This window comes from Streptomyces sp. NPDC003016 (assembly GCF_053591455.1).
The window spans coordinates 159,568-185,940 of the sequence record NZ_JBSFTV010000003.1 but is presented as its reverse complement, the minus strand read 5'-3'; the positions used below and the strand labels follow the sequence as shown (position 1 = coordinate 185,940).

At 72.7% G+C, this 26,373-nt stretch carries 23 protein-coding genes; 17 read left to right on the top strand and 6 right to left on the bottom strand.

The window, feature by feature from the left end:
- Positions 1 to 217: 217 nt before the first annotated feature.
- Positions 218 to 1,054: a helix-hairpin-helix domain-containing protein gene (locus ACWDZ4_RS03725; protein ID WP_451506827.1), complete on the top strand. Its 837-nt coding sequence runs from the start codon at positions 218 to 220 to the stop codon at positions 1,052 to 1,054.
- Positions 1,051 to 3,564 (top strand): ComEC/Rec2 family competence protein, encoded by a 2,514-nt coding sequence (locus tag ACWDZ4_RS03720; protein WP_451506826.1) that lies wholly within the window; start codon positions 1,051 to 1,053, stop codon positions 3,562 to 3,564. Before ACWDZ4_RS03725 ends, ACWDZ4_RS03720 begins: the two co-directional genes overlap by 4 nt.
- An 8-nt stretch (positions 3,565 to 3,572) precedes the next feature.
- Here ACWDZ4_RS03720 and ACWDZ4_RS03715 read toward each other — a convergent pair whose 3' ends face one another.
- Complete coding sequence (locus tag ACWDZ4_RS03715) at positions 3,573 to 4,031, bottom strand: pyridoxamine 5'-phosphate oxidase family protein (RefSeq protein WP_451506825.1); 459 nt, start codon at positions 4,029 to 4,031, stop codon at positions 3,573 to 3,575.
- A 100-nt stretch (positions 4,032 to 4,131) separates the two neighbouring features.
- On the opposite strand from ACWDZ4_RS03715, the gene ACWDZ4_RS03710 reads away from it, so the two are divergent.
- Positions 4,132 to 5,013, top strand: coding sequence for an arylamine N-acetyltransferase family protein (locus tag ACWDZ4_RS03710; RefSeq protein ID WP_451506824.1), 882 nt, complete (start codon positions 4,132 to 4,134; stop codon positions 5,011 to 5,013).
- Positions 5,014 to 5,073: 60 nt separating this feature from the next.
- Here the strand turns inward: ACWDZ4_RS03710 and ACWDZ4_RS03705 are convergent, their stop codons facing one another.
- Positions 5,074 to 5,319 carry a hypothetical protein gene (locus ACWDZ4_RS03705; RefSeq protein ID WP_451506823.1) on the bottom strand — a complete coding sequence of 82 codons (246 nt, stop codon included), beginning with the start codon at positions 5,317 to 5,319 and terminating at the stop codon, positions 5,074 to 5,076.
- A gap of 57 nt (positions 5,320 to 5,376) precedes the next feature.
- Between ACWDZ4_RS03705 and holA the strand changes: the two genes are divergently transcribed.
- The gene (holA, locus tag ACWDZ4_RS03700; RefSeq protein WP_451506822.1) at positions 5,377 to 6,360 is read left to right on the top strand and encodes a DNA polymerase III subunit delta; all 984 of its coding nucleotides are present in this window, start codon (positions 5,377 to 5,379) and stop codon (positions 6,358 to 6,360) included.
- Between the two features lie 294 nt (positions 6,361 to 6,654).
- On the opposite strand, the gene rpsT is transcribed toward holA, so the two are convergent.
- Positions 6,655 to 6,921: a 30S ribosomal protein S20 gene (gene rpsT / locus ACWDZ4_RS03695; RefSeq protein ID WP_093800898.1), complete on the bottom strand. Its 267-nt coding sequence runs from the start codon at positions 6,919 to 6,921 to the stop codon at positions 6,655 to 6,657.
- Positions 6,922 to 7,114: 193 nt separating this feature from the next.
- On the opposite strand from rpsT, the gene lepA reads away from it, so the two are divergent.
- The 4 genes from lepA (at position 7,115) to hemW (ending at position 14,513) form a co-directional block, all read left to right on the top strand.
- The gene (lepA, locus tag ACWDZ4_RS03690) at positions 7,115 to 8,980 is read left to right on the top strand and encodes a translation elongation factor 4 (protein WP_451506821.1); all 1,866 of its coding nucleotides are present in this window, start codon (positions 7,115 to 7,117) and stop codon (positions 8,978 to 8,980) included.
- Between the two features lie 246 nt (positions 8,981 to 9,226).
- Positions 9,227 to 11,116 (top strand): AMP-dependent synthetase/ligase, encoded by a 1,890-nt coding sequence (locus tag ACWDZ4_RS03685; protein ID WP_451506820.1) that lies wholly within the window; start codon positions 9,227 to 9,229, stop codon positions 11,114 to 11,116.
- Positions 11,117 to 11,284: 168 nt separating this feature from the next.
- Positions 11,285 to 13,258: a SpoIIE family protein phosphatase gene (locus ACWDZ4_RS03680; protein ID WP_451506819.1), complete on the top strand. Its 1,974-nt coding sequence runs from the start codon at positions 11,285 to 11,287 to the stop codon at positions 13,256 to 13,258.
- Between the two features lie 22 nt (positions 13,259 to 13,280).
- Positions 13,281 to 14,513, top strand: coding sequence for a radical SAM family heme chaperone HemW (gene hemW, locus ACWDZ4_RS03675; RefSeq protein ID WP_451506818.1), 1,233 nt, complete (start codon positions 13,281 to 13,283; stop codon positions 14,511 to 14,513).
- Between the two features lie 138 nt (positions 14,514 to 14,651).
- On the opposite strand, the gene ACWDZ4_RS03670 is transcribed toward hemW, so the two are convergent.
- Positions 14,652 to 15,488, bottom strand: coding sequence for a DUF3097 domain-containing protein (locus ACWDZ4_RS03670; protein ID WP_451506817.1), 837 nt, complete (start codon positions 15,486 to 15,488; stop codon positions 14,652 to 14,654).
- Between the two features lie 40 nt (positions 15,489 to 15,528).
- The gene (locus ACWDZ4_RS03665) at positions 15,529 to 16,269 is read right to left on the bottom strand and encodes an MBL fold metallo-hydrolase (protein WP_451506816.1); all 741 of its coding nucleotides are present in this window, start codon (positions 16,267 to 16,269) and stop codon (positions 15,529 to 15,531) included.
- Positions 16,270 to 16,453: 184 nt separating this feature from the next.
- Between ACWDZ4_RS03665 and hrcA the strand changes: the two genes are divergently transcribed.
- From hrcA to ACWDZ4_RS03630, 7 genes are all read left to right on the top strand, one after another.
- The gene (gene hrcA / locus ACWDZ4_RS03660) at positions 16,454 to 17,470 is read left to right on the top strand and encodes a heat-inducible transcriptional repressor HrcA (protein ID WP_451506815.1); all 1,017 of its coding nucleotides are present in this window, start codon (positions 16,454 to 16,456) and stop codon (positions 17,468 to 17,470) included.
- Positions 17,471 to 18,604, top strand: coding sequence for a molecular chaperone DnaJ (gene dnaJ / locus ACWDZ4_RS03655; protein WP_451506814.1), 1,134 nt, complete (start codon positions 17,471 to 17,473; stop codon positions 18,602 to 18,604). It abuts the gene before it with no gap.
- 185 nt (positions 18,605 to 18,789) lie between these two features.
- A complete protein-coding gene (locus tag ACWDZ4_RS03650) occupies positions 18,790 to 19,872 on the top strand; it encodes a nitronate monooxygenase (RefSeq protein WP_451506813.1) in 1,083 nt (360 codons plus the stop codon).
- The gene (locus ACWDZ4_RS03645) at positions 19,869 to 20,612 is read left to right on the top strand and encodes a 16S rRNA (uracil(1498)-N(3))-methyltransferase (protein WP_451506812.1); all 744 of its coding nucleotides are present in this window, start codon (positions 19,869 to 19,871) and stop codon (positions 20,610 to 20,612) included. The genes ACWDZ4_RS03650 and ACWDZ4_RS03645 overlap by 4 nt, the downstream gene beginning before the upstream one ends.
- Positions 20,613 to 20,728: 116 nt before the next feature.
- Positions 20,729 to 21,088 (top strand): histidine triad nucleotide-binding protein, encoded by a 360-nt coding sequence (locus tag ACWDZ4_RS03640; RefSeq protein WP_451506811.1) that lies wholly within the window; start codon positions 20,729 to 20,731, stop codon positions 21,086 to 21,088.
- Positions 21,089 to 21,098: 10 nt separating this feature from the next.
- A complete protein-coding gene (locus tag ACWDZ4_RS03635; protein ID WP_451506810.1) occupies positions 21,099 to 22,007 on the top strand; it encodes a ribonuclease Z in 909 nt (302 codons plus the stop codon).
- 31 nt (positions 22,008 to 22,038) lie between these two features.
- Positions 22,039 to 23,031, top strand: coding sequence for an adenosine deaminase (locus tag ACWDZ4_RS03630; protein WP_451506809.1), 993 nt, complete (start codon positions 22,039 to 22,041; stop codon positions 23,029 to 23,031).
- A 122-nt stretch (positions 23,032 to 23,153) separates the two neighbouring features.
- Here the strand turns inward: ACWDZ4_RS03630 and ACWDZ4_RS03625 are convergent, their stop codons facing one another.
- Positions 23,154 to 23,807, bottom strand: a complete 654-nt coding sequence (locus tag ACWDZ4_RS03625) for an RDD family protein (RefSeq protein ID WP_451506808.1) — start codon at positions 23,805 to 23,807, stop codon at positions 23,154 to 23,156.
- A gap of 288 nt (positions 23,808 to 24,095) precedes the next feature.
- Here ACWDZ4_RS03625 and ACWDZ4_RS03620 point away from each other — a divergent pair, with 288 nt between their 5' ends.
- Positions 24,096 to 25,232: a carbohydrate kinase family protein gene (locus ACWDZ4_RS03620; RefSeq protein WP_451506807.1), complete on the top strand. Its 1,137-nt coding sequence runs from the start codon at positions 24,096 to 24,098 to the stop codon at positions 25,230 to 25,232.
- Positions 25,233 to 25,359: 127 nt separating this feature from the next.
- Positions 25,360 to 26,367, top strand: a complete 1,008-nt coding sequence (locus tag ACWDZ4_RS03615) for a PhoH family protein (RefSeq protein WP_451506806.1) — start codon at positions 25,360 to 25,362, stop codon at positions 26,365 to 26,367.
- Positions 26,368 to 26,373 lie beyond the last annotated feature (6 nt).

Genomic DNA, 26,373 nt, shown 5'->3' with positions numbered 1-26,373 from the left:
CGGGCACGGCCGCGGTGGGCGCCGCCTGCGCCGCCGGGTCCCTGAATCCGTCCGGTCCACGGCGCTGCGCCGTCGCGCGGAGGCGCTCCTGGCGCCCGCACCGCGACCGGTGCGGCCAGGGGGCCGCGGCCTTGGACCGCCCGGGCGGGAACCGCTGGTCCAGCAGACCGGCGGCCCGGCGGCGACGGATGTTCCGGCCCCGCGACCGTCCCGGAACTTGTCCGCGCCCACCCACCTGTCCGCGCCCACCCACCTGTCCGCATCCACGCGCCCGTCCGCGCCCGCCACCGGAGCGAGCACGGATGCTCCGGCACCGGACGGCGAAGCCACCGGTGGCGTGGGCATGAGGGTGGGGCGGGTCCGGTCGGCCGTGCGGGAGCGGCTGCCCGTCTGGGTGCAGTCGCGGTGCGGGCTCGAACCCAGGACGCTGGCCGCGCTGGCCGTTGTTCTTGTCGTGGCCGCCGTCTTCGCCGCCCAGCATTTCTGGACCGGGCGGCCACAGCCCGTGCAGCCCCCCGAGGTGGTGGGTGAGGGACCGGCCGCGGCGCGGCCGGAACCGTCACCGGGGCCGCCCCCGACGGTGGCCGCCGACGGGCCGGGGCCGGTGCCCGGCGAGGGGCGCATTGTCATCGACGTCAGCGGCAAAGTACGGCAGCCGGGCATCCACCGGCTGCCGGCCGGATCGCGGGTCGCCGACGCGCTGCGGGCCGCGGGTGGCGTCAAGGCGGGCGCGGACACCGTAGGACTCAACCGTGCACGCCTGCTCATGGACGGCGAGCAGGTGGTGGTGGGAGTCCCCGGGCCGGCCGGGGCCGCCGGGCCGGTGGTCGGCGGCGGTGCTTCGGCGTCCGGCCGGACAGCGGCTCCGATCGGCCTCGGCTCCGCCACCGCCGAGCAGTTGGAGACGCTGCCCGGAGTGGGACCGGTGCTGGCACAGCACATCATCGACTACCGGACCGAGCACGGCGGATTCCGCTCCGTCGACGAGCTTCGCGAGGTGAAGGGGATCGGCGACCGCCGGTTCGCGGACCTCCGGCCGCTCGTACGGCCGTGACACGCCCGGCGGTTCACGCCGCGTCCGGGCACCGGCTGGGCGCGTCCGACCCCTGGCAGGAGGGGCCCGCGGATCTGCGGCTGGTACCGCCCGCGCTGGCCGCATGGGTGGCGGCCGCCGTGGCCGTGGGGGCCTCGGGACGCTGGGCGGCCGGGTTCGCGGTGGGGGGCGTGGTCGTGGCGGCCGGGCTGCTGGTGGTCCGGGCGTCGCGGGAGGAGCGCGGCGCCGGGGCACGGCGCGGGCTGAGCATCACGGCCGTCGCCGCCGTGCTGCTGTGCGCGGCAGCAGGCGCCGCCTCGGGCGGGCTGCACGCGGCCGACCTCCACCGTGGCCCCGTGCCGGCCCTGGCACGCCAGTACGCGCAGGTCACGGTGGAGCTGACGGTCACCTCGGACGCGCGCACGACCCGGCCCCGGGTGCACGGCGACCACACGCTGCCGAGGTCGGTCGTACTCAACGCCGACATCACCCGCGTCACCCCCGTCACCCGCGCCGCCGGCCCGGGCCGGGCGACGGCCTCCGTGCGTACGCCGGTCCTGGTGGTCGCACCGGCCCGGGACCCGGCGTCCCGGTGGCAACGGCTGCTGCCGTCCACCGGGCTGCGGCTCACGGCGCGGCTCGCGCCCCCGACGGGCGGCGGTGACCGCATCGCCGCGGTGCTGCGCGTGCCGGACGGCAGGTCACCGCAGACCGTACGCCCGCCGACTGCCGTGCAGCGCACCGCCGGTGGACTCAGGGCCGGGTTGCGCGAGGCGACCGAAGGGCTCGCCCCGGACGCGCGGGCGCTCCTGCCGGGGCTGGTCGTCGGCGACACCTCCAGGGTGGGGCCCGAGCTGCACGGGGCCTTCGAGGCCACCGACCTCACGCACCTCCTCGCCGTGTCCGGAAGCAACCTCACGATCGTTCTGATCCTGCTGATCGGCCCGCCCGGCAAGGCCCTGCGCGCCGAACGGGGAGGGCTCGCCCCGCGCCTCGGCATCTCCCTGCGGACGACCGCGCTGCTCGGCGGGGCGCTCACGCTCGCCTTCGTCGTGGTGTGCAGGCCCGAGCCGAGCGTGCTGCGGGCCGCGGCCTGCGGGCTCATCACACTGCTCGCCATCGGCACGGGGCGCCGCAGGCAGCTGATCCCCGCTCTCGCAGCCGCCGTCCTGCTGCTCGTCCTGTATGACCCGTGGCTGGCCCGCAGTTACGGATTCCTGCTCTCCGTACTGGCCACGGGCGCGCTCCTCACCATCGGCCCGCGCTGGAGCGCCGCGTTGCAACGGCGCGGCGTGCCCCCCAGGCTCGCGGAGGTGCTGGCCGCGGCCGCGGCGGCCCAGGCGGTGTGCGCACCCGTCGTCGCGATGATGGCGGCCAGGGTGAGCCTGGTGGCGATCCCCTGCAACCTGCTCGCCGAGTTCGCGGTGGCCCCTGCGACGGTGCTCGGCTTCGCGGCCCTGGCGGTGGCTCCGGTGGCGATGCCCGCGGCCGAGCTGCTGGCCCGCTGCGCCGCGTGGCCGGCCGGGTGGATCGCCTCCGTCGCCCGCACCGGGGCCGCGCTTCCGGGCGCGGAGGCCGACTGGCCGGACGGCTGGCGCGGCGGGCTGCTGCTGGCGGTCGTGACCGCCGTCGTCGTGTTCGCCGCCCGCAGGGTCCTGCGCCACCCGTGGCTGAGCGCGGGCCTCGCGCTGCTCCTGGTGCTCGCGATCCTGCGGCCCGCGCCACTCACCAGAATCGTCACCGGCTGGCCGCCGCCGGGCTGGAAGTTCGCGATGTGCGACATCGGACAGGGAGACGCCTCCGTCCTGGCGGCGGGCGAAGGGACGGCCGTGGTCGTGGACGCGGGACCGGACCCGCGGCGCGTCGACCGCTGCCTGCGCGCCCTCGGTGTCACCCGCGTCCCGCTCGTCCTGCTCACCCACTTCCACGCGGACCACGTGGCGGGGCTGCCGGGCGTGCTGCGCGGCCGGTCGGTGGGCGAGATCCGGACGACGTCGCTCCAGGAGCCCCGGGAACAGAGCGCGTTCGTCCGCAGGACGGCCGCCGCCGCAGGGGTGCCGCTCCTCCTCACCGGCCCGGGAGAGCGGCGCCGGGTCGGACCGCTGTCCTGGCGGACGCTGTGGCCGCAGCCCTTCCCGGCCGCCCTTGCCCCCGAAGAGCCGAACGACGCCAGCGTCACGCTTCTCGCCCGCTCCGGCGACCTCACCCTGCTCCTCCTGGGCGACCTCGAACCCCCTGCCCAGCAAGGTCTGCTGAGGGCCCATCCGACGCTCCCGCCGGTGGACGTCCTGAAAGTCGCCCACCACGGCTCGGCCTACCAGGACCCCGCCCTGCTCGCCCGTGTCCGCCCCCGGCTCGCCCTGGTGTCCTGCGGTCGCGACAACCCGTACGGCCACCCTTCGCCCCGTACGCTCACCGCGCTCCGCACCGGCGGTGCCGCGGTGCTGCGCACCGACACCGACGGGTCGATCGCGGTGACCGGCTCGGGCCCCGGCCTGCGTGCGGTGCCGACAGGCCCGGACGCCGTATAGGGCACGCGTCAGACGAGCCAGCGGCCCTCACGCATCAGTTCGCGCTCGGCCAGCTCGTTCTCCTCGCGCCATGCCTTCACGGTACGTGGTGTGATGCGGAAGTAGACCCAGGGCTTGCGGTTGCGCGGGTCCCAGCCGTTCAGCTTCGCGGCGAAGGCGTCGGCCGACTCCGGCGCCAGCTCCGTCCCCTCCACCGGTTCGGCAGCGCCCTCGATGTGGACCACGTCCCTGGTGTGCCCGAGGGTGACCCGTACCTCCCCGGCGGGGGTCAGGTTGCGCGCCGTGGGGTTCGTCCGACGGGTGCACATCAGCAGCGTGCCGCGATCCCAGACGAAGGACAGCGGGACGAGGCAGGGCTCACCGCCGGCCGACGCCGTGGCCACCCACATATCGTCGTCCTGCGACAGCCGGTCCAGTACGTCCTGCTTGCGCTGCTCCCGGCGGCGCGCCGGTTCCGTGATCGTCATCTCCGTACGCTATCGACGGCCCGCTCCCGCCCGCCTCGGCCGACGGACCTAGGACCAGTGGCCCATGACGTACGGGAACGCCCCGGGCGAGACTTCAACCATGCACACCACGCCTGTCACGGACACGGACACGGACACGGACACGGGCACGGGCACGGACACGAACCCCCCGGACACCGACGCCTACCTCCGCCGTATCGGAGCCGCCCGCCCCGCGCGCCCCGACGCCGGGGCCCTGCGCGACCTTCACGTCCGGCACCTGCGGACCGTCCCTTTCGAGAACCTGTCCGTCCACCTCCGCGAGGACATCGTGCTCCGGGCCGAGCCGCTGCTCGCCAAGGTCGTGACGGCCCGCCGCGGCGGTTTCTGTTACGAGCTGAACGGTGCCTTCGCCGAGCTGCTGCGCGCCCTCGGCTTCCGCGTGACCCTGCTCCAGGCCCGCGTCTTCGGCGCCGACGGTGTCCTCGGCATCCCGTACGACCATCTCGCCCTGCGCGTCGAGACCGACGACGCCACCGGGCCCTGGCTCGCCGACGTCGGCTTCGGCGACCACAGCCACCACCCCCTGGCACTCGACGGACGCGGTGACCAGCGGGACCCCGGCGGTACGTTCCGGATCACCGAGGCGCCCGAAGGCGACCTCGACGTACTGCGGGACGGCAAGCCGCAGTACCGCCTCGACCGGCGCCCGCGCGTCCTGGCCGACTTCGAGGCCGGCGCCTGGTGGCACCGCACCTCGCCCGCATCCCCCTTCGCGCGCTCCCTCGTCTGCTCCCGCCTCACCGCCGACGGCCGGGGCCGGATCACCATCAGCGGCGGCAGAGACGGCGACCGGCTCGTGACGACCGTGGACGGCGAGCGCACCGAACTGCCCCTCGCCACCGAGGCCGAGGCCCTCGCCGCCTACCGCGACCACTTCGGCATCACCCTCGACCGCGTCCCCCGGCCGAGCGGAACGAGCGACAGCGCCCCGGGCGTCTGACGGCGACCGCGCCAAGGAGTCCGGGAGGGAAGAGCGGGGAGCGGGGAGCGGAAAGCAGGGCTAGGGGCGCTCCAGCCATCCTTCGTACTCGCCGGCCAGCGCGTGCAGCCCCCCGGTGTCGAGCCTGCCGTTCGGGTCCTCCACCACGACCAGCCACTGCGCGTCCTCGGCATCGTCCTCGCCGGCCAGCGCGTCCCGTACGAGCTGCGGTTCCTCAACGGCTCCGAAGCGCTCGCAGACCTCCACGGCCACCTCCTCCGCGGCATCGCGGTCGGGCAGCACCAGTACGTGTCTCACATCGCTCACCTGCCCATTCTCCAACACGGGCAGGGCTGTCAGTGGGGCATGGGATGCTGGACCACGATGGCCACCAGGAAGAATTCGACCGACGACCCGCTCGCCCCCGTCACCCTCGCCGTGGGGCAGGAGGACCTGCTGCTCGACCGCGCCGTGCAGCAGGTGGTGGCGGCCGCCCGCGCCGCCGACGCCGACACCGACGTACGCGACCTCACGCCCGACCAGCTCCAGCCCGGCACCCTCGCCGAGCTGACGAGCCCCTCGCTCTTCGCCGAGCGCAAGGTCGTCGTCGTGCGCGGCGCGCAGGACCTCTCCGCCGACACGGTCAAGGACGTGAAGTCCTACCTCGAAGCCCCCGCCGAGGAGATCACGCTCGTACTGCTCCACGCGGGCGGAGCCAAGGGCAAGGGGCTGCTCGAGGCCGCCCGCAAGGCAGGGGCCCGCGAGGTCGCCTGCCCCAAGACCACCAAGGCCGCCGAGCGCCTGTCGTTCGTACGGTCCGAATTCCGCGCGCTGGGCCGCTCCGCGACCCCCGAGGCGGGCCAGGCCCTGGTCGACTCCATCGGCAGCGACCTGCGCGAGCTGGCCAGTGCCGTCGCCCAGCTGTGCGCGGACGTCGAGGGGACCATCGACGAGGCCGTGGTCGGGCGGTACTACACGGGCCGCGCCGAGGCCTCCAGCTTCACGGTCGCCGACCGCGCCGTGGAGGGCCGGGCGGCCGAGGCCCTGGAGGCTCTGCGCTGGTCGCTGTCCACCGGAGTCGCCCCCGTCCTGATCACCAGCGCCCTCGCCCAGGGCGTACGGGCCATCGGCAAGCTGTCCTCCGCCCGCGGCGGCCGCCCCGCCGACCTCGCCCGCGAGCTGGGCATGCCGCCGTGGAAGATCGACCGGGTACGGCAGCAGATGCGCGGCTGGACGCCGGACGGCGTGGCCCTCGCGCTGCGGGCCGTCGCCGAGGCCGACGCCGGCGTCAAGGGCGGCGGCGACGATCCGGAGTACGCGCTGGAGAAGGCGGTCGTCACCGTCGCCCGCGCCGCCCGCCACAGGTAGCGGCGCGACAGCAGCGGCGTAAGCGGCGTGACAGCAGCGGCGTAAGGCGTGAACAGCAGCGGCGTAAGGCGTGAACAGCAGCACGAAGGCCCCGGCCGCCCGTCCTGGGAAGGACGGGCGGCCGGGGCCGACGCGAGAAGCCCTGAAGCCTGTCAAAGCTTTGATGCGCCGCACCCGCGTGGCGAACGCAGGCCGCGTGCGGCGCGAGGTTGCCGGATCAGGAGCGGAAGAGAGGGCCCGCTGAGTCCCTACCGGCGGTCGTGCGGGTCATACAAGGGTCGTACAAGCGAATGCTCAGCCCTGCAGGGAGGCAACCTTGTGCGCCAGCGCCGACTTCTTGTTGGCGGCGGCGTTCTTGTGGATGACTCCCTTGGAGACTGCCTTGTCGAGCTTGCGGGAAGCCTCGCGGACGGCCACGGTGGCCTTCTCGAGGTCACCGGCGGTGACAGCCTCGCGGGCCTTGCGGATCGACGTCTTGAGCGCAGACTTGACGGCCTTGTTGCGCAGGCGCGCCTTCTCGTTCGTCTTGTTCCGCTTGATCTGGGACTTGATGTTCGCCACGAAAGAGCCTCTACAGGTTCGTTGGATCTTCGATGAGTGCCCCGCCGACCGGAGAGCTACTCCGAGGCTTGTGAGACACAGCTGCTCAGCGTACCAGCGGCCCGCCGGGCGGCCCAAACCGAGCCCCGCCCGCCGTCCGTGGGACCATGGAAGCTACGTATCGATCCAACATCGCCCCGAGACGAGACCCTGCGTGCCCGCGACTCCTACCCACGTGCCCGAGCCGAGCCGTACCGACCCGGCGCTGATCCGCAACTTCTGCATCATCGCGCACATCGACCACGGCAAGTCCACGCTCGCCGACCGGATGCTCCAGCTGACCGGTGTGGTCGACCAGCGGCAGATGCGTGCTCAGTATCTCGACCGGATGGACATCGAGCGCGAGCGCGGCATCACGATCAAGTCCCAGGCGGTCCGGCTGCCCTGGGCGCCCAACGAGGGTCCGGACGTGGGCACGACCCACATCCTGAACATGATCGACACCCCGGGCCACGTGGACTTCACGTACGAGGTCTCGCGCTCGCTCGCCGCGTGCGAGGGCACGGTGCTCCTCGTCGACGCCGCCCAGGGCATCGAGGCGCAGACCCTCGCCAACCTCTACCTGGCGATGGAGAACAACCTCACCATCGTCCCGGTGCTCAACAAGATCGACCTGCCGGCCGCCCAGCCGGAGAAGTTCTCCGAGGAGCTGGCGAACCTCATCGGCTGCCAGCCCGAGGACGTGCTGAAGGTCTCCGCGAAGACCGGCCTCGGCGTGGACGCGCTGCTGGACCGCGTCGTCCGCGACATCCCGGCCCCGGTCGGCGACGCGGACGCGCCCGCCCGCGCGATGATCTTCGACTCGGTGTACGACTCGTACCGCGGCGTCGTCACCTACGTACGTGTCATCGACGGCGGGCTCAACAAGCGCGAGCGCATCCGGATGATGTCCACCAACGCGACCCACGAGCTGCTGGAGATCGGTGTCTCCTCTCCCGAGATGACGCCGTCCGACGGCATCGGCGTCGGCGAGGTCGGCTACATCATCACCGGTGTGAAGGACGTCCGTCAGTCCAAGGTCGGTGACACGATCACCTCCCTGCACAAGGGCGCCACCGAGGCCCTCGGCGGCTACAAGGACCCGAAGCCGATGGTCTTCTCGGGCCTGTATCCGCTGGACGGCTCCGAATACCCCGACCTGCGCGAGGCGCTCGACAAGCTCCAGCTCAACGACGCCGCCCTGGTGTACGAGCCGGAGACCTCCGCGGCGCTCGGCTTCGGCTTCCGCGTCGGCTTCCTCGGCCTCCTGCACCTCGACGTGATCCGCGAGCGCCTGGAGCGCGAGTTCGGGCTCGACCTGATCGCCACCGCGCCCAACGTGGTCTACCGCGTCGTGATGGAGGACCGCAGCGAGCACACGGTCACCAACCCGAGCGAGTTCCCCGAGGGCAAGATCTCGGACGTGTACGAGCCGGTCGTACGGGCCACGATCCTCGCCCCCAGCGAGTTCATCGGCGCCATCATGGAGCTGTGCCAGACCCGCCGCGGCACGCTGCTCGGCATGGACTACCTCTCCGAGGACCGCGTCGAGATCCGTTACACCCTGCCGCTCGCGGAGATCGTCTTCGACTTCTTCGACCAGCTGAAGTCCAAGACGCGCGGTTACGCCTCCCTGGACTACGAGCCCACCGGCGAGCAGGCCGCGTCCCTCGTCAAGGTCGACATCCTGCTGCACGGCGACCGGGTCGACGCCTTCTCCGCCGTCACGCACAAGGACGCGGCGTACGCGTACGGGGTGCGGCTCGTCGCCAAGCTGCGCGAGCTCATCCCGCGCCAGGCCTTCGAGATCCCCATCCAGGCCGCCATCGGCTCCCGGGTGATCGCCCGCGAGACCATCCGCGCCATCCGCAAGGACGTCCTCGCCAAGTGCTACGGCGGTGACATCTCCCGTAAGCGCAAGCTGCTGGAGAAGCAGAAGGAAGGCAAGAAGCGGATGAAGATGGTCGGCAGCGTGGAGGTCCCGCAGGAGGCCTTCATCGCGGTGCTGTCCAGCGACGACTCCGGCGGCAAGAAGAAGTAGCGGCAGCCGCGGCACCAGCGGCGGCCAGCACGCCGGCAGTACGCGAAAGCGCCCCTCCGCACCCCGGAGGGGCGCTTTCGCGCGTGGTGGACGGCGGCGGCGCGGCCGGTCCGTTCCGTTATGAAGCCGCGCGCCGCATCCTCTTACGCCCCGGGCCCGTGCGCTTTACTCTGATCACCACTCGAAGGTTACTCGCCAGTTAAACACCAGCCAGTCGTGCAGCATGCCGCAGGCCCGGAGGACGTCGTGAGCGACACACAGACCTTGATCGAGAACCGGCCGCCGTCGGTGGCGGCCCTCTTCGTTGAGCGCGTAACAGCCACGCCCGATGCCGAGGCCTACCGCTACCCCGTACCGGCCGCGCCGGGGCAGGGGGCCGACTCCTGGAAGTCGCTGAGCTGGGGACAGGCGGCCGGGCGCGTGTACGCCGTCGCCGCAGGTCTGATCGACCTCGGCGTGCAGCCGGAGGAACGGGTCGCGCTCGCCTCCAACACCCGGGTCGAGTGGATCCTCGCCGACCTCGGCGTGATGTGCGCCGGCGCCGCGACGACCACGGTCTACCCGTCCACCAACGCCGAGGAGTCCGCCTACATCCTGGCCGACTCCGAGAGCCGGGTGCTCATCGCGGAGGACGCGTCGCAGCTCGCCAAGGCGCGGGAACGCCGGGCCGACCTGCCGAACCTCGCCCACGTCGTCGTCGTCGACGCCAAGGACGTCGAGCCGGCCGAGGACGATCCCGAGGGATGGGTGCTCACGCTGGCCGACCTGGAGGCGCGCGGGGTGGCCCACCTGGAGAAGCACCCGCAGGCCGTCACCGAGCGGGTCGAGGCCATCACCGCCGACCAGCTCGCGACGCTGATCTACACCTCGGGCACCACGGGCCGGCCCAAGGGCGTACGGCTGCCGCACGACTGCTGGTCGTACATGGCGAAGGCCATTCCGGCGACCGGCCTGATCAGCCAGGCGGACGTGCAGTACCTCTGGCTGCCGCTCGCGCACGTCTTCGGCAAGGTGCTGACCTCCGGACAGATCGCGGTCGGGCACGTCACCGCCGTGGACGGCCGGGTCGACAAGATCATCGAGAATCTGCCGGTGGTCCAGCCGACGTACATGGCCGCCGTGCCCCGGATCTTCGAGAAGGTCTACAACGGCGTCGCGGCCAAGGCGCGGGCCGGCGGCGGCGCGAAGTACAAGATCTTCCAGTGGGCGGCGGAGGTCGCCCGCGAGTACGCCAAGGTCACCCAGGACAACTTCCGGCGCACGGGAACGGCCTCCGCGCCCTTCGCCCTGTCCGCCAAGCACAAGGTCGCCGACGCGCTCGTCTACTCCAAGATCCGCGAGGCCTTCGGCGGCCGGCTGCGGGCCTGCGTCTCGGGCTCGGCGGCGCTCGCGCCCGACATCGGCTTCTTCTTCTCCGGCGCCGGGATCCACATCCTGGAGGGCTACGGGCTCACCGAGTCCAGCGCCGCCTCCTTCGTGAACCCGGGCGAGGCGTACCGCACCGGCACCGTCGGCAAGCCGCTCCCCGGCACCGAGGTGCGCATCGCGGACGACGGCGAGATCCTGCTGCGCGGCCCCGGCATCATGCAGGGCTACCACGGGCTGCCGGAGAAGACCGCCGAGGTGCTGGAGTCGGACGGCTGGTTCCACACCGGCGACATCGGCGAGCTCTCGGTGGACGGCTACCTGCGCATCACGGACCGCAAGAAGGACCTGATCAAGACGTCGGGCGGCAAGTACATCGCGCCGGCCGAGGTCGAGGGCCGGTTCAAGGCGGTGTGCCCGTTCGTCTCCAACATCCTGGTGCACGGCGCGGACCGGAACTTCTGCACCGCGCTGATCGCGCTCGACGAGCCGACGATCCTCGGCTGGGCCGGGGAGAACGGCATGGAGGGCAAGTCGTACGCCGAAGTCGTCGCCTCCCGGAAGACCGAGGAACTGATCGAGGGCTATGTGAAGCGGCTCAACGACGGGCTGCAGCGCTGGCAGACGATCAAGAAGTTCCGTCTGCTGCCGCGCGACCTGGACATCGAGCACGGCGAGCTGACGCCGAGTCTCAAGCTCAAGAGGCCGGTCGTGGAGCGCGAGTACAAGGACCTGATCGAAGAGATGTACGCGGGGTCGCGCGAGGCATAGCCGACAGCGGTACGGCAGCGGGGCGCGCGGGCGGAGCCGGTCACGGCACCGCCCGCGCGCCCTTTCGTACGGCCACTTCGGTGACTCCGCGCTTATGGGCGGCATCGGTCTGTCACTCTGTTCCATGGCGCCGGGGGCGTCATCACAGAACCGACGGGGAGCCGCACTGTGGGGTCCATTCCGAGACAGCGGGAGACCACCTACCGCTCGACGCACCTTCCGGGCAGCCTGCCCGACGCGCGCTCGGTCGCCTGGACGAGCCTGCCCGGGAACCCGCTCGCGCCGGCCGCCGCCCGGCGGTTCGTCCGGGCCGCGCTCGCCGAGTGGACCGGACTCGGGCTGCCGGCCGCCGACGGCTTCACCGACCGGGTCGCCGACGACGCGGTGGTCCTCGTCAACGAACTGGTGACCAACGCGGTCGTCCACGCGGGCACCAACGTCGAGCTGGTGTGCCACCTGGAGGAGGCGACGGACGACGATCCCGCCGCGCTGGTCGTCGAGGTCTCCGACCACCACCCCGCCCGCGTCGTGCACAACGACCCCGCGGCCCGGCCCGGACCGTCCGGGCCGGGTGGCCAGGAGTTCGGGCGCGGCCTGCACCTCGTCGCCGCCCTCTCCGTGTGCTGGGGCGTCACCTACCGCACCGGCCTCAAGACCGTCTGGGCCCGGCTCGCCGTCGAGGGCGTGCACCCGGCCCTGCCGTCCGGTCCGGCGGACGGCGCCGACCAGGCGCTGCAGCGCGGGCTGCGCGCCGCCGAGATCCTGGCGCCCGTACCGGGGCGGACGGCGCGCGAGTACGACAGCGACTGGATCAACCGGGGCGCGCTCTCCTTCCTCGCCGAGGCGTCCGACCTGCTGACGGGCCAGTTCGACGAGGACATGATCGCGGCGCTCGCCGCGCAGCTCCTCGTGCCGAGGCTCGCGGACTGGTGCGCGGTGTGGCTGGAGGAGGAGGGCGCCGCGCCGCGGCTCGCCCGCGTCTGGCATCAGCGCGAGTGCAGCATCGAGGAACTGCGCAGGCGCGTCGAGAAGGAGCCGCCCCAGGCGCCCGGCTCCGCGCGCGGCGGACCGGTGCCCGTGCCGTGGCCCGCCCTGGACGGCGGCGACGGCGGCGACGGTGCCGCGGTCGCGTACCGGCTGATCGCGGGCGGACGCGGGCTCGGGACGCTGGTGCTGGGGCGGGCGGGGGTGGCCCGGATGCCGGACGAGGTGACCGGCCTCATCGAGGACTTCGTACGCCGGGTCGCCCTCGCCGTCGCCGCCGCCCGCCAGTACACCCGGCAGGCCACCATCAGCCGCGTCCTGCAACGGGCCCTGCTGCCGGGGCAGATGGCCGACATCCCGGGTGTCACGAAGGCCCTCGTGTACGAGCCGCGCGGACAGGGCGTCGCGGGCGGCGACTTCTACGACGTCTTCCCCGGCGCGAGCGGCAGCTGGTCCTTCTCGCTCGGAGACGTCCAGGGCAACGGGCCCGAGGCGGCGGTCGTCACCGGCCTCGTCAGGCCCTGGCTGCGGCTGCTCGCACGCGAGGGCCGGGCGGTCGGCGAGGTCCTCGGCCGGCTCAACGGGCTGCTGCTCGACGACGCGGTCGAGACGGCGGAGGCCACCGCCAGACTGGCGGCGGCAGCGGCCGCCGCCGGGGCTCCCGTGGCAGCCGGGGCCGGGATCGCGGGAGCGGTCGGTGCCGGGGCGGCGGCCGGGCTGTGGGAAGCGCCGCAGCCGCGCTTCCTCTCGCTCCTGTACGGCGAGCTGGTGCCGTTCGCGGCCGAGGACGGCGGCGGGGCGCGCTGCACGCTCGCCTGCGCGGGACACCCGCTGCCGCTCCTCCTGCGGCCCGACGGGAGCGTACGGCCCGCCGCCGCCTCCCAGATGCTGCTCGGGGTCGTCGACGGCGTCACGTACGAGAGCGAGACCTTCGTCCTGGAAGCGGGCGACACCCTGCTCTGCGTCACGGACGGAGTGACCGAGCGGCGCTCCGGGCGGCGCATGTTCGACGACGCGGACGGACTGGCGGCGGCGCTGGGGCGGTGCGTGGGGCTGAACGCGCAGGGGGTCGCAGAAAGGATCATGCGCGAGGTGCACGACTTCTCGCCGACGCCACCCGACGACGACCTGGCGCTGCTCGTCCTCCAGGCGATGTGACCGGAGCTGTGACAATGGGGGCATGCCTTCTGTACTGCCCGACGGTGAGCCCATGCCCGAAGACGGGGCGCTGCCGCCGCACGCCCTGGCCGGCGCGGCCGAGCGGCCGCTCGGCTTCTACCTGCACGTTCCGTACTGCGCGACCCGCTGCGGCTACTGCGACTTCAACACCTACACGGCGACCGAGCTGCGCGGCTCGGGCGGTGCCCTGGCCTCGCGCGACAACTACGCGGACACCCTGGTGGAGGAGGTGCGCCTGGCCCGCAAGGTCCTCGGCGACGACCCCCGGCCGGTACGGACCGTCTTCGTGGGCGGGGGTACGCCGACGCTGCTGGCGGCCGGGGACCTCGTACGGATGCTGGGAGCGATCCGGGACGAGTTCGGGCTCGCGGACGACGCGGAGATCACGACGGAGGCGAATCCGGAGTCGGTGAATCCGCGGTATCTGGCGGAGCTGCGGGAGGGCGGCTTCAACCGGATCTCGTTCGGGATGCAGAGCGCGAAGCAGCACGTGCTGAGGATCCTGGACCGTACGCACACGCCCGGGCGGCCGGAGGCGTGCGTCGCGGAGGCGCGGGCGGCGGGCTTCGCGCATGTGAACCTCGACCTGATCTACGGCACGCCGGGGGAGTCCGACGCGGACTGGCAGGCGTCGCTGGACGCGGCGATCGGCGCCGGCCCCGACCACGTGAGCGCGTACGCCCTGATCGTGGAGGAGGGGACGCAGCTCGCGCGGCGGATCCGGCGGGGCGAGGTGCCGATGACCGACGACGACGTGCACGCCGACCGGTACCTGATGACGGAGTCCGCGCTGTCGGCGGCGGGCTTCGCGTGGTACGAGGTCTCGAACTGGGCCACTTCGGACGCGGCGCGGTGCCTGCACAACGAGCTGTACTGGCGCGGGGCGGACTGGTGGGGCGCGGGTCCGGGCGCCCACAGCCACGTGGGCGGGGTGCGGTGGTGGAACGTCAAGCACCCGGGCGCGTACGCGCAGGCGCTGGGGGACGGTCGCTCGCCCGGAGCCGGGCGCGAGGTGCTCCCGGCGGAGGACCGGCGTGTGGAGCGCATCCTGCTGGAACTGCGGCTCGCGGACGGCTGCCCGCTGTCCCTGCTGGCCCCGGCGGGACTGGCGGCGGCGGAGCGGGCGCTCGCGGACGGGCTGCTGGCGGACGGGCCGTTCGCCGCGGGGCGGGCGGTTCTGACGTTGCGGGGGCGGCTGCTGGCGGACGCGGTGGTCCGGGACCTGGTGGACTGACCCCGGGACGCGGGGGCACCGCTGCGCGGGACTTTCCCCTGTCCGCCTCTTTCCGAACCGAGGGCCCGCCCCCGGTTCGGAAAGAGGCGGACAGGGGAACAGCGTCGCAGGCGACCCGCCCCCGTCCCCGCACCCCCGTCACGCGCCGGGCGGCGCCGTGACGAAGTCGATCAGCTCCTCCACCCGCCCCAGCAGGGCCGGCTCCAGATCCCGGTACGAACGGACCGACGCCAGGATCCGCTGCCACGCCGCCCCCGTGTTCTCCGGCCAGCCCAGCGCCCGGCACACACCTGTCTTCCAGTCCTGGCCCCGGGGGACCACCGGCCAGGCCCCGATGCCCACCGCGGACGGTTTCACCGCCTCCCACACGTCGATGTACGGGTGACCGACGACCAGCACGTCCGCGTCCGTGACCTGCGCCGCGATACGGGACTCCTTCGAGCCCGGCACCAGGTGGTCGACCAGGACACCGAGCCGCGCGTCCGGGGCCGGGGCGAAGTCCGCGACGATCGCCGGGAGGTCGTCGATGCCCTCCAGGTACTCGACGACCACGCCCTCGATGCGCAGGTCGTCGCCCCAGACCCGCTCGACCAGCTCCGCGTCGTGGCGCCCCTCGACGTAGATCCGTCCGGCCCGCGCCACCCGTGCCCGCGCCCCCGGCACGGCCACCGAACCCGACGCCGTGCGGGCGGGCCGGGGCGGGGCGGTGGAGGCGGAGGAGGGGCGCACCAGGGTGACGACGCGGCCCTCCAGGAGGAAGCCGCGCGGCTGCATCGGGAACACCCGGTGTTTCCCGAAGCGGTCCTCCAGGGTCACGACCGGCCCCTGCGCCGTCTTCTCGCACCGGATCACCGCACCGCAGAAACCGGTGGTGACCTCCTCCACGACAAGATCGGCCTCGGCGGGGACTTCGGGGACGGGGGCGGTCTTCTTCCACGGCGGGGTGAGATCGGGCCCGTACTGTCGGCTGCGCATTCAGCCGACGATAGCGACAGCCGGGCGGCCGCGGCCCGCGTCACGACACGGCGAAACGGGTCGCCAGCGCGTCGCGCTGCGCGCGGACGTACGCCGCGTCCACCACCGCCCCGTGCCCCGGCACGTACGCCGCGCCCTCGCCGCCCAGCGCGAGCAGCCGGTCCAGGGCCGCCGGCCAGTGCGACGGGTGGGCGTCCGGGCCGGCCTGGGGGACGCCCGACTCCTCCACCAGGTCGCCGCAGAAGACGACCTCGGGGCTGCCCGGCACCAGTACCGCCAGATCGTGACCGCTGTGTCCGGGGCCGACGTTCGCCAGCAGCACCTGGCGGCCGCCGCCCAGGTCCAGCGTCCACTCGCCGCAGACCGGGTGGTGCGGCGCGACCAGGACGTCCGCCGCCTCCGCCGCCGCGCTCCGCTCGACCCCGTGCCGCACGGCGTCGTCCCGCACCGCCTCCCGGTCCCGCCGCAGGAGGTCGTCGACGCCGACCGCCCCGTACACCTCGGCTCCCGCGAACGCCGCCGTGCCCAGGACGTGGTCGAAGTGGGGGTGGGTGAGAGCGATGTGCGTCACTCTCCGGCCGGGGCCCAGAAGCCGCTGCGCCTGGGCACGGAGCTCCGCGCCCTCGCGCAGCGTCGACCCCGTGTCGACCAGCAGCGCGGAGCCGCCGCCCTCGTCGCCCCCGGTCACCAGGCCCACCGTCGCGTCCCAGACCGGCATGCGCCGCCGTCCCACCCCCGGTGCGAGCCGTTCCCAGCCTGCCTCTTCCCAACTGACGTCCATACCGTGACGCTAGTCCCATCCCCGGGGTTCCTGCCCGCTGAACAGGGCTGTCGCGGGACAACGTGACCGGCCGCCCTTGCTAGGTGTGTACCCCGCCGCCGTACACTGGCCCGGGGGATCGCTGGCACTCCCCCGCAGCGAGTGCCAGACAGACGCCAACGACCGACAGCTGGAGGTGTGCGCGATGCTCAGCGAACGCAGACTCGAGGTGCTGCGCGCCATCGTCCAGGACTACGTGGGCACCGAGGAGCCCGTCGGCTCCAAGGCGCTCACCGAGCGGCACAAGCTCGGCGTCTCCCCGGCCACGGTCCGCAACGACATGGCCGTCCTGGAGGACGAGGGCTTCATCGCCCAGCCGCACACGAGCGCCGGGCGCATCCCGACGGACAAGGGCTACCGGCTCTTCGTCGACAAGCTCGCGGGCGTCAAGCCCCTGTCGTCGCCCGAGCGCCGCGCCATCCAGAACTTCATGGACGGGGCGGTCGACCTCGACGACGTGGTGGCCCGTACGGTCCGGCTGCTCGCGCAGCTGACCCGGCAGGTCGCCGTCGTGCAGTACCCGTCGCTGACCCGCTCGACGGTGCGGCACGTGGAACTCCTCTCGCTGGCCCCGGCCCGTCTGATGCTCGTGCTCATCACGGACACCGGACGGGTCGAGCAGCGCATGATCGACTGCCCCGCCCCCTTCGGCGAGACGTCCCTGGCGGACCTGCGGGCCCGGCTCAACAGCCGGGTCGTGGGACGCCGCTTCGCGGACGTACCGCAGCTGGTGCAGGACCTTCCCGAATCCTTCGACAAGGAGGACCGGGGAACCGTTTCGACGGTCCTGTCCTCTCTCCTGGAGACCCTGGTCGAGGAGACCGAGGAGCGGCTGATGATCGGCGGCACCGCCAATCTGACCCGCTTCGGGCATGATTTCCCCCTCACCATCCGGCCCGTGCTGGAGGCGCTGGAGGAGCAGGTCGTGCTCCTCAAGCTGCTGGGTGAGGCAACGGACTCGGGCATGACCGTACGAATCGGGCACGAGAACGCCCATGAGGGGCTCAGCTCCACGTCCGTCGTCGCGGTCGGCTACGGTTCGGGCGACGAAGCAGTCGCCAAACTCGGCGTGGTCGGACCGACCCGCATGGACTACCCCGGAACGATGGGAGCGGTACGCGCAGTGGCACGTTACGTCGGACAGATCCTGGCGGAGTCGTAAGTGGCCACCGACTACTACGCCGTACTCGGCGTACGCCGCGACGCGTCCCAGGACGAGATCAAGAAGGCATTCCGGCGGCTGGCGCGCGAGCTCCACCCGGACGTGAATCCCGATCCCAAGACGCAGGAGCGCTTCAAGGAGATCAACGCCGCGTACGAGGTGTTGTCGGACCCGCAGAAGAAGCAGGTCTACGACCTCGGCGGCGACCCCCTCTCGCAGGCGGGCGGCGGAGCCGGCGGCTTCGGCCAGGGCGGCTTCGGGAACTTCTCGGACATCATGGACGCGTTCTTCGGCACGGCGTCGCAGCGCGGCCCGAGGTCGCGCACGCGGCGCGGCCAGGACGCGATGATCCGGCTGGAGATCGACCTCAACGAGGCGGCCTTCGGCACGACCAAGGACATCCAGGTCGACACGGCCGTCGTGTGCACGACGTGCTCGGGCGAGGGTGCCGCACCCGGCACCTCCGCCCAGACCTGTGACATGTGCCGCGGCCGCGGTGAGGTCTCGCAGGTCACCCGGTCCTTCCTGGGCCAGGTCATGACCTCGCGTCCCTGCCCGCAGTGCCAGGGCTTCGGCACGGTCGTACCGACCCCGTGCCCGGAGTGCGCCGGTGACGGGCGCGTGCGCTCGCGCCGGACGCTGACGGTCAAGATCCCGGCCGGTGTCGACAACGGCACCCGCATCCAGCTCGCGGGCGAGGGCGAGGTCGGCCCCGGTGGCGGCCCCGCCGGTGACCTGTACGTCGAGATCCACGAGCTGCCGCACGCGGTGTTCCAGCGGCGCGGCGACGACCTGCACTGCACGGTCACCATCCCGATGACGGCGGCGGCGCTGGGCACGAAGTGCCCGCTGGAGACGCTCGACGGGATGGAGGAGATCGACGTCCGTCCGGGTACACAGTCCGGTCAGTCGATCCCGCTGCACGGGCGCGGTGTCACGCATCTGCGGGGCGGTGGCCGCGGCGACCTGATCGTGCACGTGGAGGTACTCACTCCCACGAAGATGGACCCGCAGCAGGAGGACCTGATGCGCCAGCTCGCGAAGCTGCGCGGCGAGGAGCGCCCGACGGGCCAGTTCCAGCCGGGGCAGCAGGGTCTCTTCTCGCGTCTGAAGGACGCGTTCAACGGGCGGTAGGCGCGGGCGGGGCCGACCGGGGGTCCGGGGGTTGTCCTCCGGGGGATGCGGTCAGCCGGGGCGGCAGGGTCTCTTCTGGCGTCTGAAGGACGCGTTCAACGGGCGGCAGGCACGCGGCCGGGGCTCCGGGGGCGCCACGGGTACTGCGATTCGGCGCAGTGCGGAGGGCATGAAACTATGCGTTCATGTCCTCCGCACTGACCGATCTCTGCCGTTATCCGATCGTGCAGGCCCCCATGGCGGGCGGCGCCTCCAGTCCTCAACTCGTCGCCGCCGTCTGTGACGCCGGCGGTCTCGGGTTCCTCGCCGCCGGGTACAAGACCGCGGACGGTATGTACGAGGAGATCAAGCAGCTGCGGGGCCTGACCGGCCGGCCCTTCGGCGTCAATCTCTTCATGCCGCAGCCGAACCACGCGGACCCGGCCTCCGTGGAGGTCTACCGCCACCAGCTCGCCGGTGAGGCCGACTGGTACGAAACCCCCCTCGGCGAATCCGACAACTGCACCGACGACGGCTACGAAGCCAAACTCGCCATCCTCCTCGACGATCCCGTCCCCGTCGTCTCCTTCACCTTCGGCTGTCCCGCCCGTCCCGTCCTCGACTCCTTCGCGAAGGCCGGCACCCTCACCGTCGTGACCGTCACCACGCCCGAAGAGGCCCAGGTCGCGCAGTGGAGCGGCGCCGACGCCGTGTGCGTCCAGGGCATCGAGGCCGGCGGCCACCAGGGAACGCACCGCGACGACCCCCAGAACGACGGCGCGGGCATCGGCCTGCTGTCCCTCGTCACACAGGTGCGCGAGACCGTGCAGCTGCCGATCGTCGCGGCGGGCGGCCTGATGCGCGGCGCGCAGATCGCCGCGGTCCTCGCGCTGGGCGCGGACGCCGCGCAGCTCGGCACGGCGTTCCTGGTCTGCCCCGAGTCCGGTGCCAACGTCCTGCACAAGCAGGCCATGACCAACCCGCTGTTCGTCCGCACGGAACTCACCCGGGCGTTCTCGGGACGCCCCGCCCGCGGCCTGGTGAACCGCTTCATGCGCGAGCACGGCCCGTACGCCCCCGCCGCCTACCCCCAGGTGCACCACATCACCTCCGGCCTGCGCAAGGCCGCGGCCAAGGCGGGCGACCCCCAGGGCATGGCGCTGTGGGCGGGGCAGGGGCACCGGATGGCGCGCGAGATGCCCGCCGGGCAGCTGGTCGAGGTCCTCGCGGCCGAGACCGACGCGGCGCGCGCGGCGCTGGCCCTGCGCGGCGCGGGCGGCGCGGCATGACGGCGCCGGTGTTCGTCGTCGACGCCGTACCGGCGAAGGGGCCGTACGTACTGGAAGGCCCCGAGGGGCGGCACGCCGTCTCGGTGCGGCGGCTGCACGCGGGAGAGGACGTCGTACTGACGGACGGGCGGGGCACGGGAGCGGTGGCCGTGGTGGTGGCCGCCGAGGGCAAGGACCGGCTCGTCGTCGAGGTGACGGACGTGACGGCGGAGCCGGAGCCGTCCCCGCGTATCACCGTCGTCCAGGCGCTGCCCAAGGGCGACCGCGGCGAGGTGGCCGTCGAGACCATGACGGAGACCGGCGTCGACGCGATCGTGCCCTGGCAGGCGTCGCGCTGCATCACGCAGTGGCGCGGCGACCGGGGTGCCAAGTCCCTCGCCAAGTGGCGGGCCACCGCGCGCGAGGCGGGCAAGCAGTCGCGCAGGCTGCGCTTCCCCGAGGTCGCGGACGCGCTGACGACCAGGCAGGCCGCCGCACTCGTGGCCACGGCGGACTTCGCGGCCGTACTGCACGAGGACCCGTCGGTGGGCAGCGAGGCGCTGGCCACCGCGGACCTCCCCGGCGCGGGTTCCATCGTGCTTGTCGTGGGGCCCGAAGGGGGCGTGTCCCCGGAGGAGTTGGCGGTCTTCGCCGGGGCCGGGGCGGAGCCGTACCGGCTGGGGCGCAGTGTGCTGCGTACGTCGACCGCCGGCACGGCGGCCGCCGCGCTGCTGCTGGGGCGCACCGGCCGCTGGTCCTGACGGGGCACTTCCCGCCCCGGGGCCGCGGCACGGGCGGATAGCATGCGGCCATACTCGATCAATACATCAGCACATCGGTACATGCTGATCCAGCCGCATCCGAGGAGGCCGGGACCATGACGGGACAACCGCAGGCGGACTGTCTGTTCTGCAAGATCGTCGCAGGTGAGGTGCCCGCGACGGTCGTCCGTGAGACGGACACGACCGTCGCGTTCCGCGACATCAACCCCCAGGCCCCGACGCACGTCCTGGTCATCCCCAAGGCGCACCACCCGGACGCCGCCTCGCTGGCCGTCGCCGAACCGCAGGTCCTCGCGGACGTGCTGGCCGAGGCCGGCCGGGTCGCCGAGGACGAGAAGACCGACCGGACCGGCTACCGCGTCGTCTTCAACACCGGCGCGGGCGCGGGCCAGACCGTCTTCCACGCGCACGCCCATGTCCTCGGCGGACGTGGCCTCAACTGGCCGCCCGGATAAGGCAGTTCCTGTGTCCGTACGAGAACTCGTGGTCCTCGGCACCGCCAGCCAGGTCCCCACCCGGCACCGCAACCACAACGGTTACTTCCTGCGCTGGGACGGCGAGGGCATCCTCTTCGATCCCGGCGAGGGCACCCAGCGCCAGATGCTGCGGGCCGGCGTGGCCGCGCACGACATCAACCGGATCTGTGTCACGCACTTCCACGGCGACCACTCGCTCGGTCTCGCCGGGGTGATCCAGCGCATCAACCTCGACCGCGTCCCGCACGCCGTCGCCGCGCACTACCCGGCGAGCGGGCAGCGCTTCTTCGACCGTCTGCGGTACGCCACGGCCTACCGCGAGACGGTGCGGCTGACCGAGGCGCCGGTCGCCGCCGACGGCGCGGTGGCCACCGGTCCGTCGTACGTCCTCGACGCGTGCAGGCTCTCGCACCCCGTGGAGTCGTACGGCTACCGGCTCACCGAGCCCGACGGGCGCCGCATGCTGCCCGCGCTGCTCGCCGAGCACGGCATCAAGGGCCCCGACGTCGGCCGCATCCAGCGCGCGGGCCGGCTCGGCGACGTGACGCTCGACCAGGTCAGCGAGGTGCGGCGCGGACAGCGTTTCGCGTTCGTCATGGACACCAGGCTCTGCGACGGGGTGCACGCCCTCGCCGAGGGCTGCGACATGCTCGTCATCGAGTCGACCTTCCTCGACGAGGACGAGCAACTGGCCGTCGAGCACGGTCATCTGACAGCAGGTCAGGCTGCCCGGGCGGCGCGCGACGCCGGGGTGCGCCACCTGGTCCTCACCCACTTCTCGCAGCGCTACAGCGACCCCGAAGCCTTCGAACGCCAGGCCCGCGCGGCCGGCTTCGACGGCGAACTGACCGTCGCCGCCGACCTGCTGCGGGTCCCCCTCCCCAAGCGCCACCCGTGAACCCGTGAACCCCTGAACGAGAAGACCCCCCATGCACCTCCCCAAGGCCGAACTCCACCTCCACATCGAAGGCACCCTCGAACCCGAGCTGGCCTTCGAGCTCGCGGCACGCAACGGCGTGGAACTCCCCTACGCCACCACGGAGGAGCTCCGCCACGCCTACCGCTTCGACGACCTCCAGTCCTTCCTCGACCTCTACTACGCGCTCATGGCCGTCCTGCGCACCGAGGACGACTTCGACCGGCTCGCCGACGCCTACCTGGCGCGGGCGGCCGGACAGGGCGTACGGCACGCGGAGATCTTCTTCGACCCGCAGGCGCACACCACGCGCGGGGTGGAGATCGGCACGGTCGTCGAGGGCCTGGCCCGCGCCCTGGACCGGAGCGAGGAGCGGCACGGGATCTCCACGCAGCTGATCATGTGCTTCCTGCGCGACCGGTCCGCCGAGTCGGCGCTGGAGACCCTGGAGGCCGCCAAGCCGTACCTGCACCGGATCGCGGCCGTCGGCCTGGACTCGGCGGAGGCCGGCAACCCGCCGTCGAAGTTCCGTGAGGTGTACGAGGCGGCCGCCGCGCTGGGGCTGCGCAAGGTCGCGCACGCGGGGGAGGAGGGCCCGCCGGCGTACGTCTGGGAGGCCCTGGACGTCCTCGGTGTCGAGCGCGTCGACCACGGGCTGCGCTCCATGGAGGACCCGGAGCTCGTCGAGCGGCTGGTGCGGGACCGGGTGCCGCTGACGCTGTGCCCGCTGTCGAACGTACGGCTGCGGGCCGTCGACGTCCTGGAGGAGCACCCGCTGAAGGAGATGATGGAGGCCGGGCTGCTGGTCACCGTGAACTCCGACGACCCCGCCTACTTCGGGGGTTACGTCGGCGACGCCTTCCACGCGGTGCACGAGGCGCTCGGCCTCGGCCGGGAGCAGCTGCGCGAGATCGCCCGCAACTCCTTCCTGGCGGCCTTCCTCGACCACGACGAGGAGCGCAGGGCGGCGTACCTCGCCGAGGTCGACGCGTACGTCTTCCCGTAGGCGCGCCCTCCCCCGGGCGGCGGCGGTCCGCGGGGCCGGATGCCCGGAGGGCGTGACATCCGCCTCGGCGGGTGTCACGCCCTCCGGACGCGGAGCGGCGTGAAAACGCCGAGCGGGTGCGCTCAGCCCTTGCCGACCTGGATGACGACGGTGCTGCACACCTTGTCGGCGAAGGTCTGCTTCTTGTCGTCCCACAGCGGCCACAGCCAGCCCAGGTAGCACGCGATGCTGTCCAGGAAGTGGGCCAGCTTGCGGACGAAGGCCATGCCGAAGCCGAGGGGGAGGCCGTCCCGCTCCCGGCGGAGGCTGATCCCGAGGACCTTCTTGCCGATGGACTGGCCGGTCTTCCCCTCCTTGTAGAGCTGGAAGAAGGCCATCGCGAAGGTGTACAGCATGGCGACGAGGCCCAAGACCCCCGGGGTGGTCGGGTCTTCGCTGCCCGCGAGGTCGATGAAGCCCAGCACGTACATCGGACCGGCGATGATCAGCATGTCGAGCAGGTAGGCGCCGACCCGCTGTCCCCAGTGGGCCAGGGGAGGCAGGCCGGCTCCGGGCATGCCCGGCATGGCCGGCATGCCGGGCGGCGGGTAGGCCCCGTAAGGAGGCTGCTGCGGGTACCCGTACTGCGGAGGCACGCCCTGCGGCGGTATGCCCTGCGGGGCCTGCTGCGGGTAGCCGTAACCGGCGGGCTGGCCCTGCTGCGGGTAGCCGTAACCGGCGGGCCGGTCCTGCGGCGGCTGCTGGGCGTACGGGTTGTTGGGGTCGCCAAAGCTCACGGCGAGATACCTCCGGGGTGTTCCAGGGGCCGGGCGGTGCGGACAGCCGATGCGGTCCGCGGCCGGCAAAGCGTTGATCAGCGGCCCCATACTTTCCGAGCGGGGACGGGAAGTCGAACCGCGCCCGGCCGGCCGCCTCGCGGGGCCGGGGACCACGGGGCGCGGACGGCACCCGCGCCGCTCCGCGGACGTGGCGAAGCGCTGTCGCACGGCCGCGAGCCCCGTGGACGCGTATCGGGCACACTGGCCTGAATCCGCACCACACCACGGGAGCACAGGGTGAGCACGGTGAGAAAGCACGCAGCGGCGACGGACCGCACCAGGCAGCAGCACGGGGCCACGCACCTCGATCCGCTGGACGGGCTCCGCGCCCCCGACGGCCCCCGCTGCGACGTGTTCCTCACCGGTACGGTCTTTCTCGACATCATCTTCACCGGCCTCGACAGCGCCCCCGTGCGCGGCACCGAGTCCTGGGCGCGCGGCATGGGCTCCAGCCCCGGCGGCGTCGCCAACATGGCCACCGCGCTGGCCCGGCTCGGCCTGCACACGTCGCTGGCCGCCGCCTTCGGCGACGACCACTACGGGGAGTACTGCTGGGACGCGCTCGCCGACGGCGAGGGCATCGACCTGGACATGTCCCGGACCGTCCCCGGCTGGCACTCACCGGTCACCGTCTCCATGGCGTACGAGGGCGAGCGGACCATGGTGTCCCACGGCCACGAGGCCCCGCCGCCCGCCGAACCCGGCCCCTTCCCCGACTGCCCGCCCCGCGCGCGGGCCGCCGTCGCCGCGCTCACCCCCGGCCGCACCGAGGAGTGGATCGCCTCGGCCGCCCGCCGCGGCGCCAAGATCTTCGCCGACGTGGGCTGGGACGAGACGGGCCGCTGGGACCTGGCGGGCCTCACCGGCCTGGAGCACTGCGAGGCGTTCCTGCCCAACGCCGAGGAGGCGATGCGCTACACCCGCACCGACTGCCCGCGCGCCGCCGCCCGCGCCCTGGCCGACAAGGTGCCGGTCGCGGTGGTCACGCTGGGCGCGGAGGGCGCGTACGCCGTGGACGGCTCGACCGGGGAGACCGCCGAGGTCCCCGCCATCGACGTCGAGGCGCTCGACCCGACCGGAGCCGGTGACGTCTTCGTCGCCGGATTCGTCACCGGTACGCTCGCGGGCTGGCCGCTCGCCGACCGCCTGGCCTTCGCGGGACTGACCGCCGCCCTGTCGGTGCAGGAGTTCGGCGGGTCGCTGTCGGCGCCCGGCTGGTCGGAGGTCGCGGGCTGGTGGGAGCGGGTGCAGGCGCTCGACGGGCAGGACCCCCAGGCACTGCGCCGCTACGCCTTCCTGGACGAGCTGCTGCCGGCCGCGGCGGTCCGTGTGTGGCCCCTGCGCAGGGCGGTCCCGACGATCGGCTTCCGCAGGGCGCGGTGAGCCGCGCGCTGCCGCGCCGAAAAACTCTCGGTCTTGTCGGTGCACCGACGTAGGCTTGATGTTCCAGAGGTTGTCGATCGGCGAGAACCCTGCAACAGGAGGTATGCGCAGGCCATAGTGCCGGCCCATGACTCAGACACCCACACAGCCACAGGCCCGCGCCCAGTTCACCGTCCCGGACAGGCACCCCATGGTGATGGTCCTGGGTTCCAGCGACTCCCTGTTGCGCGTGATCGAGAAAGCCTTCCCGGGCGTGGACATCCACGTCAGGGGGAACGAGGTCAGCACGACCGGTGACGCGACCGAGGTCGCCCTGGTCCAGCGCCTGCTGGCCGAGATGATGCTGGTGCTCCGCACCGGACAGCCGATGACGGAGGACTCAGTGGAACGATCGATCGCCATGCTCAGAGCGGCCGACGGCGTCGCGGGAGCGGTCACCGAGACCCCGGCCGAGGTGCTCACCCAGAACATCCTCTCCAGCCGCGGCCGCACCATCCGCCCCAAGACGCTCAACCAGAAGCGGTATGTCGACGCCATCGACAAGCACACGATCGTCTTCGGCATCGGCCCCGCCGGTACGGGCAAGACCTACCTCGCCATGGCCAAGGCGGTCCAGGCCCTGCAGTCCAAGCAGGTCAACCGGATCATCCTGACCAGGCCCGCCGTCGAGGCGGGCGAGCGGCTCGGCTTCCTGCCCGGCACGCTCTACGAGAAGATCGACCCCTACCTGCGCCCGCTCTACGACGCCCTGCACGACATGATCGACCCCGACTCGATCCCGCGCCTGATGGCGGCGGGCACGATCGAGGTCGCCCCGCTGGCGTACATGCGGGGCCGGACCCTCAACGACGCGTTCATCATCCTCGACGAGGCGCAGAACACCAGCGCCGAGCAGATGAAGATGTTCCTGACGAGGCTCGGCTTCGACTCGAAGATCGTCATCACGGGCGACATCACCCAGGTCGACCTGCCCGGCGGGACCAAGAGCGGTCTGCGCCAGGTGCAGGGCATCCTGGAGGGCCTCGACGACGTGCACTTCTCCCGCCTCACGTCGCAGGACGTGGTCCGGCACAAGCTGGTCGGCCGTATCGTCGACGCGTACGAGAAGTACGACGACAGCCAAAAAGGGCTGTGACGGACG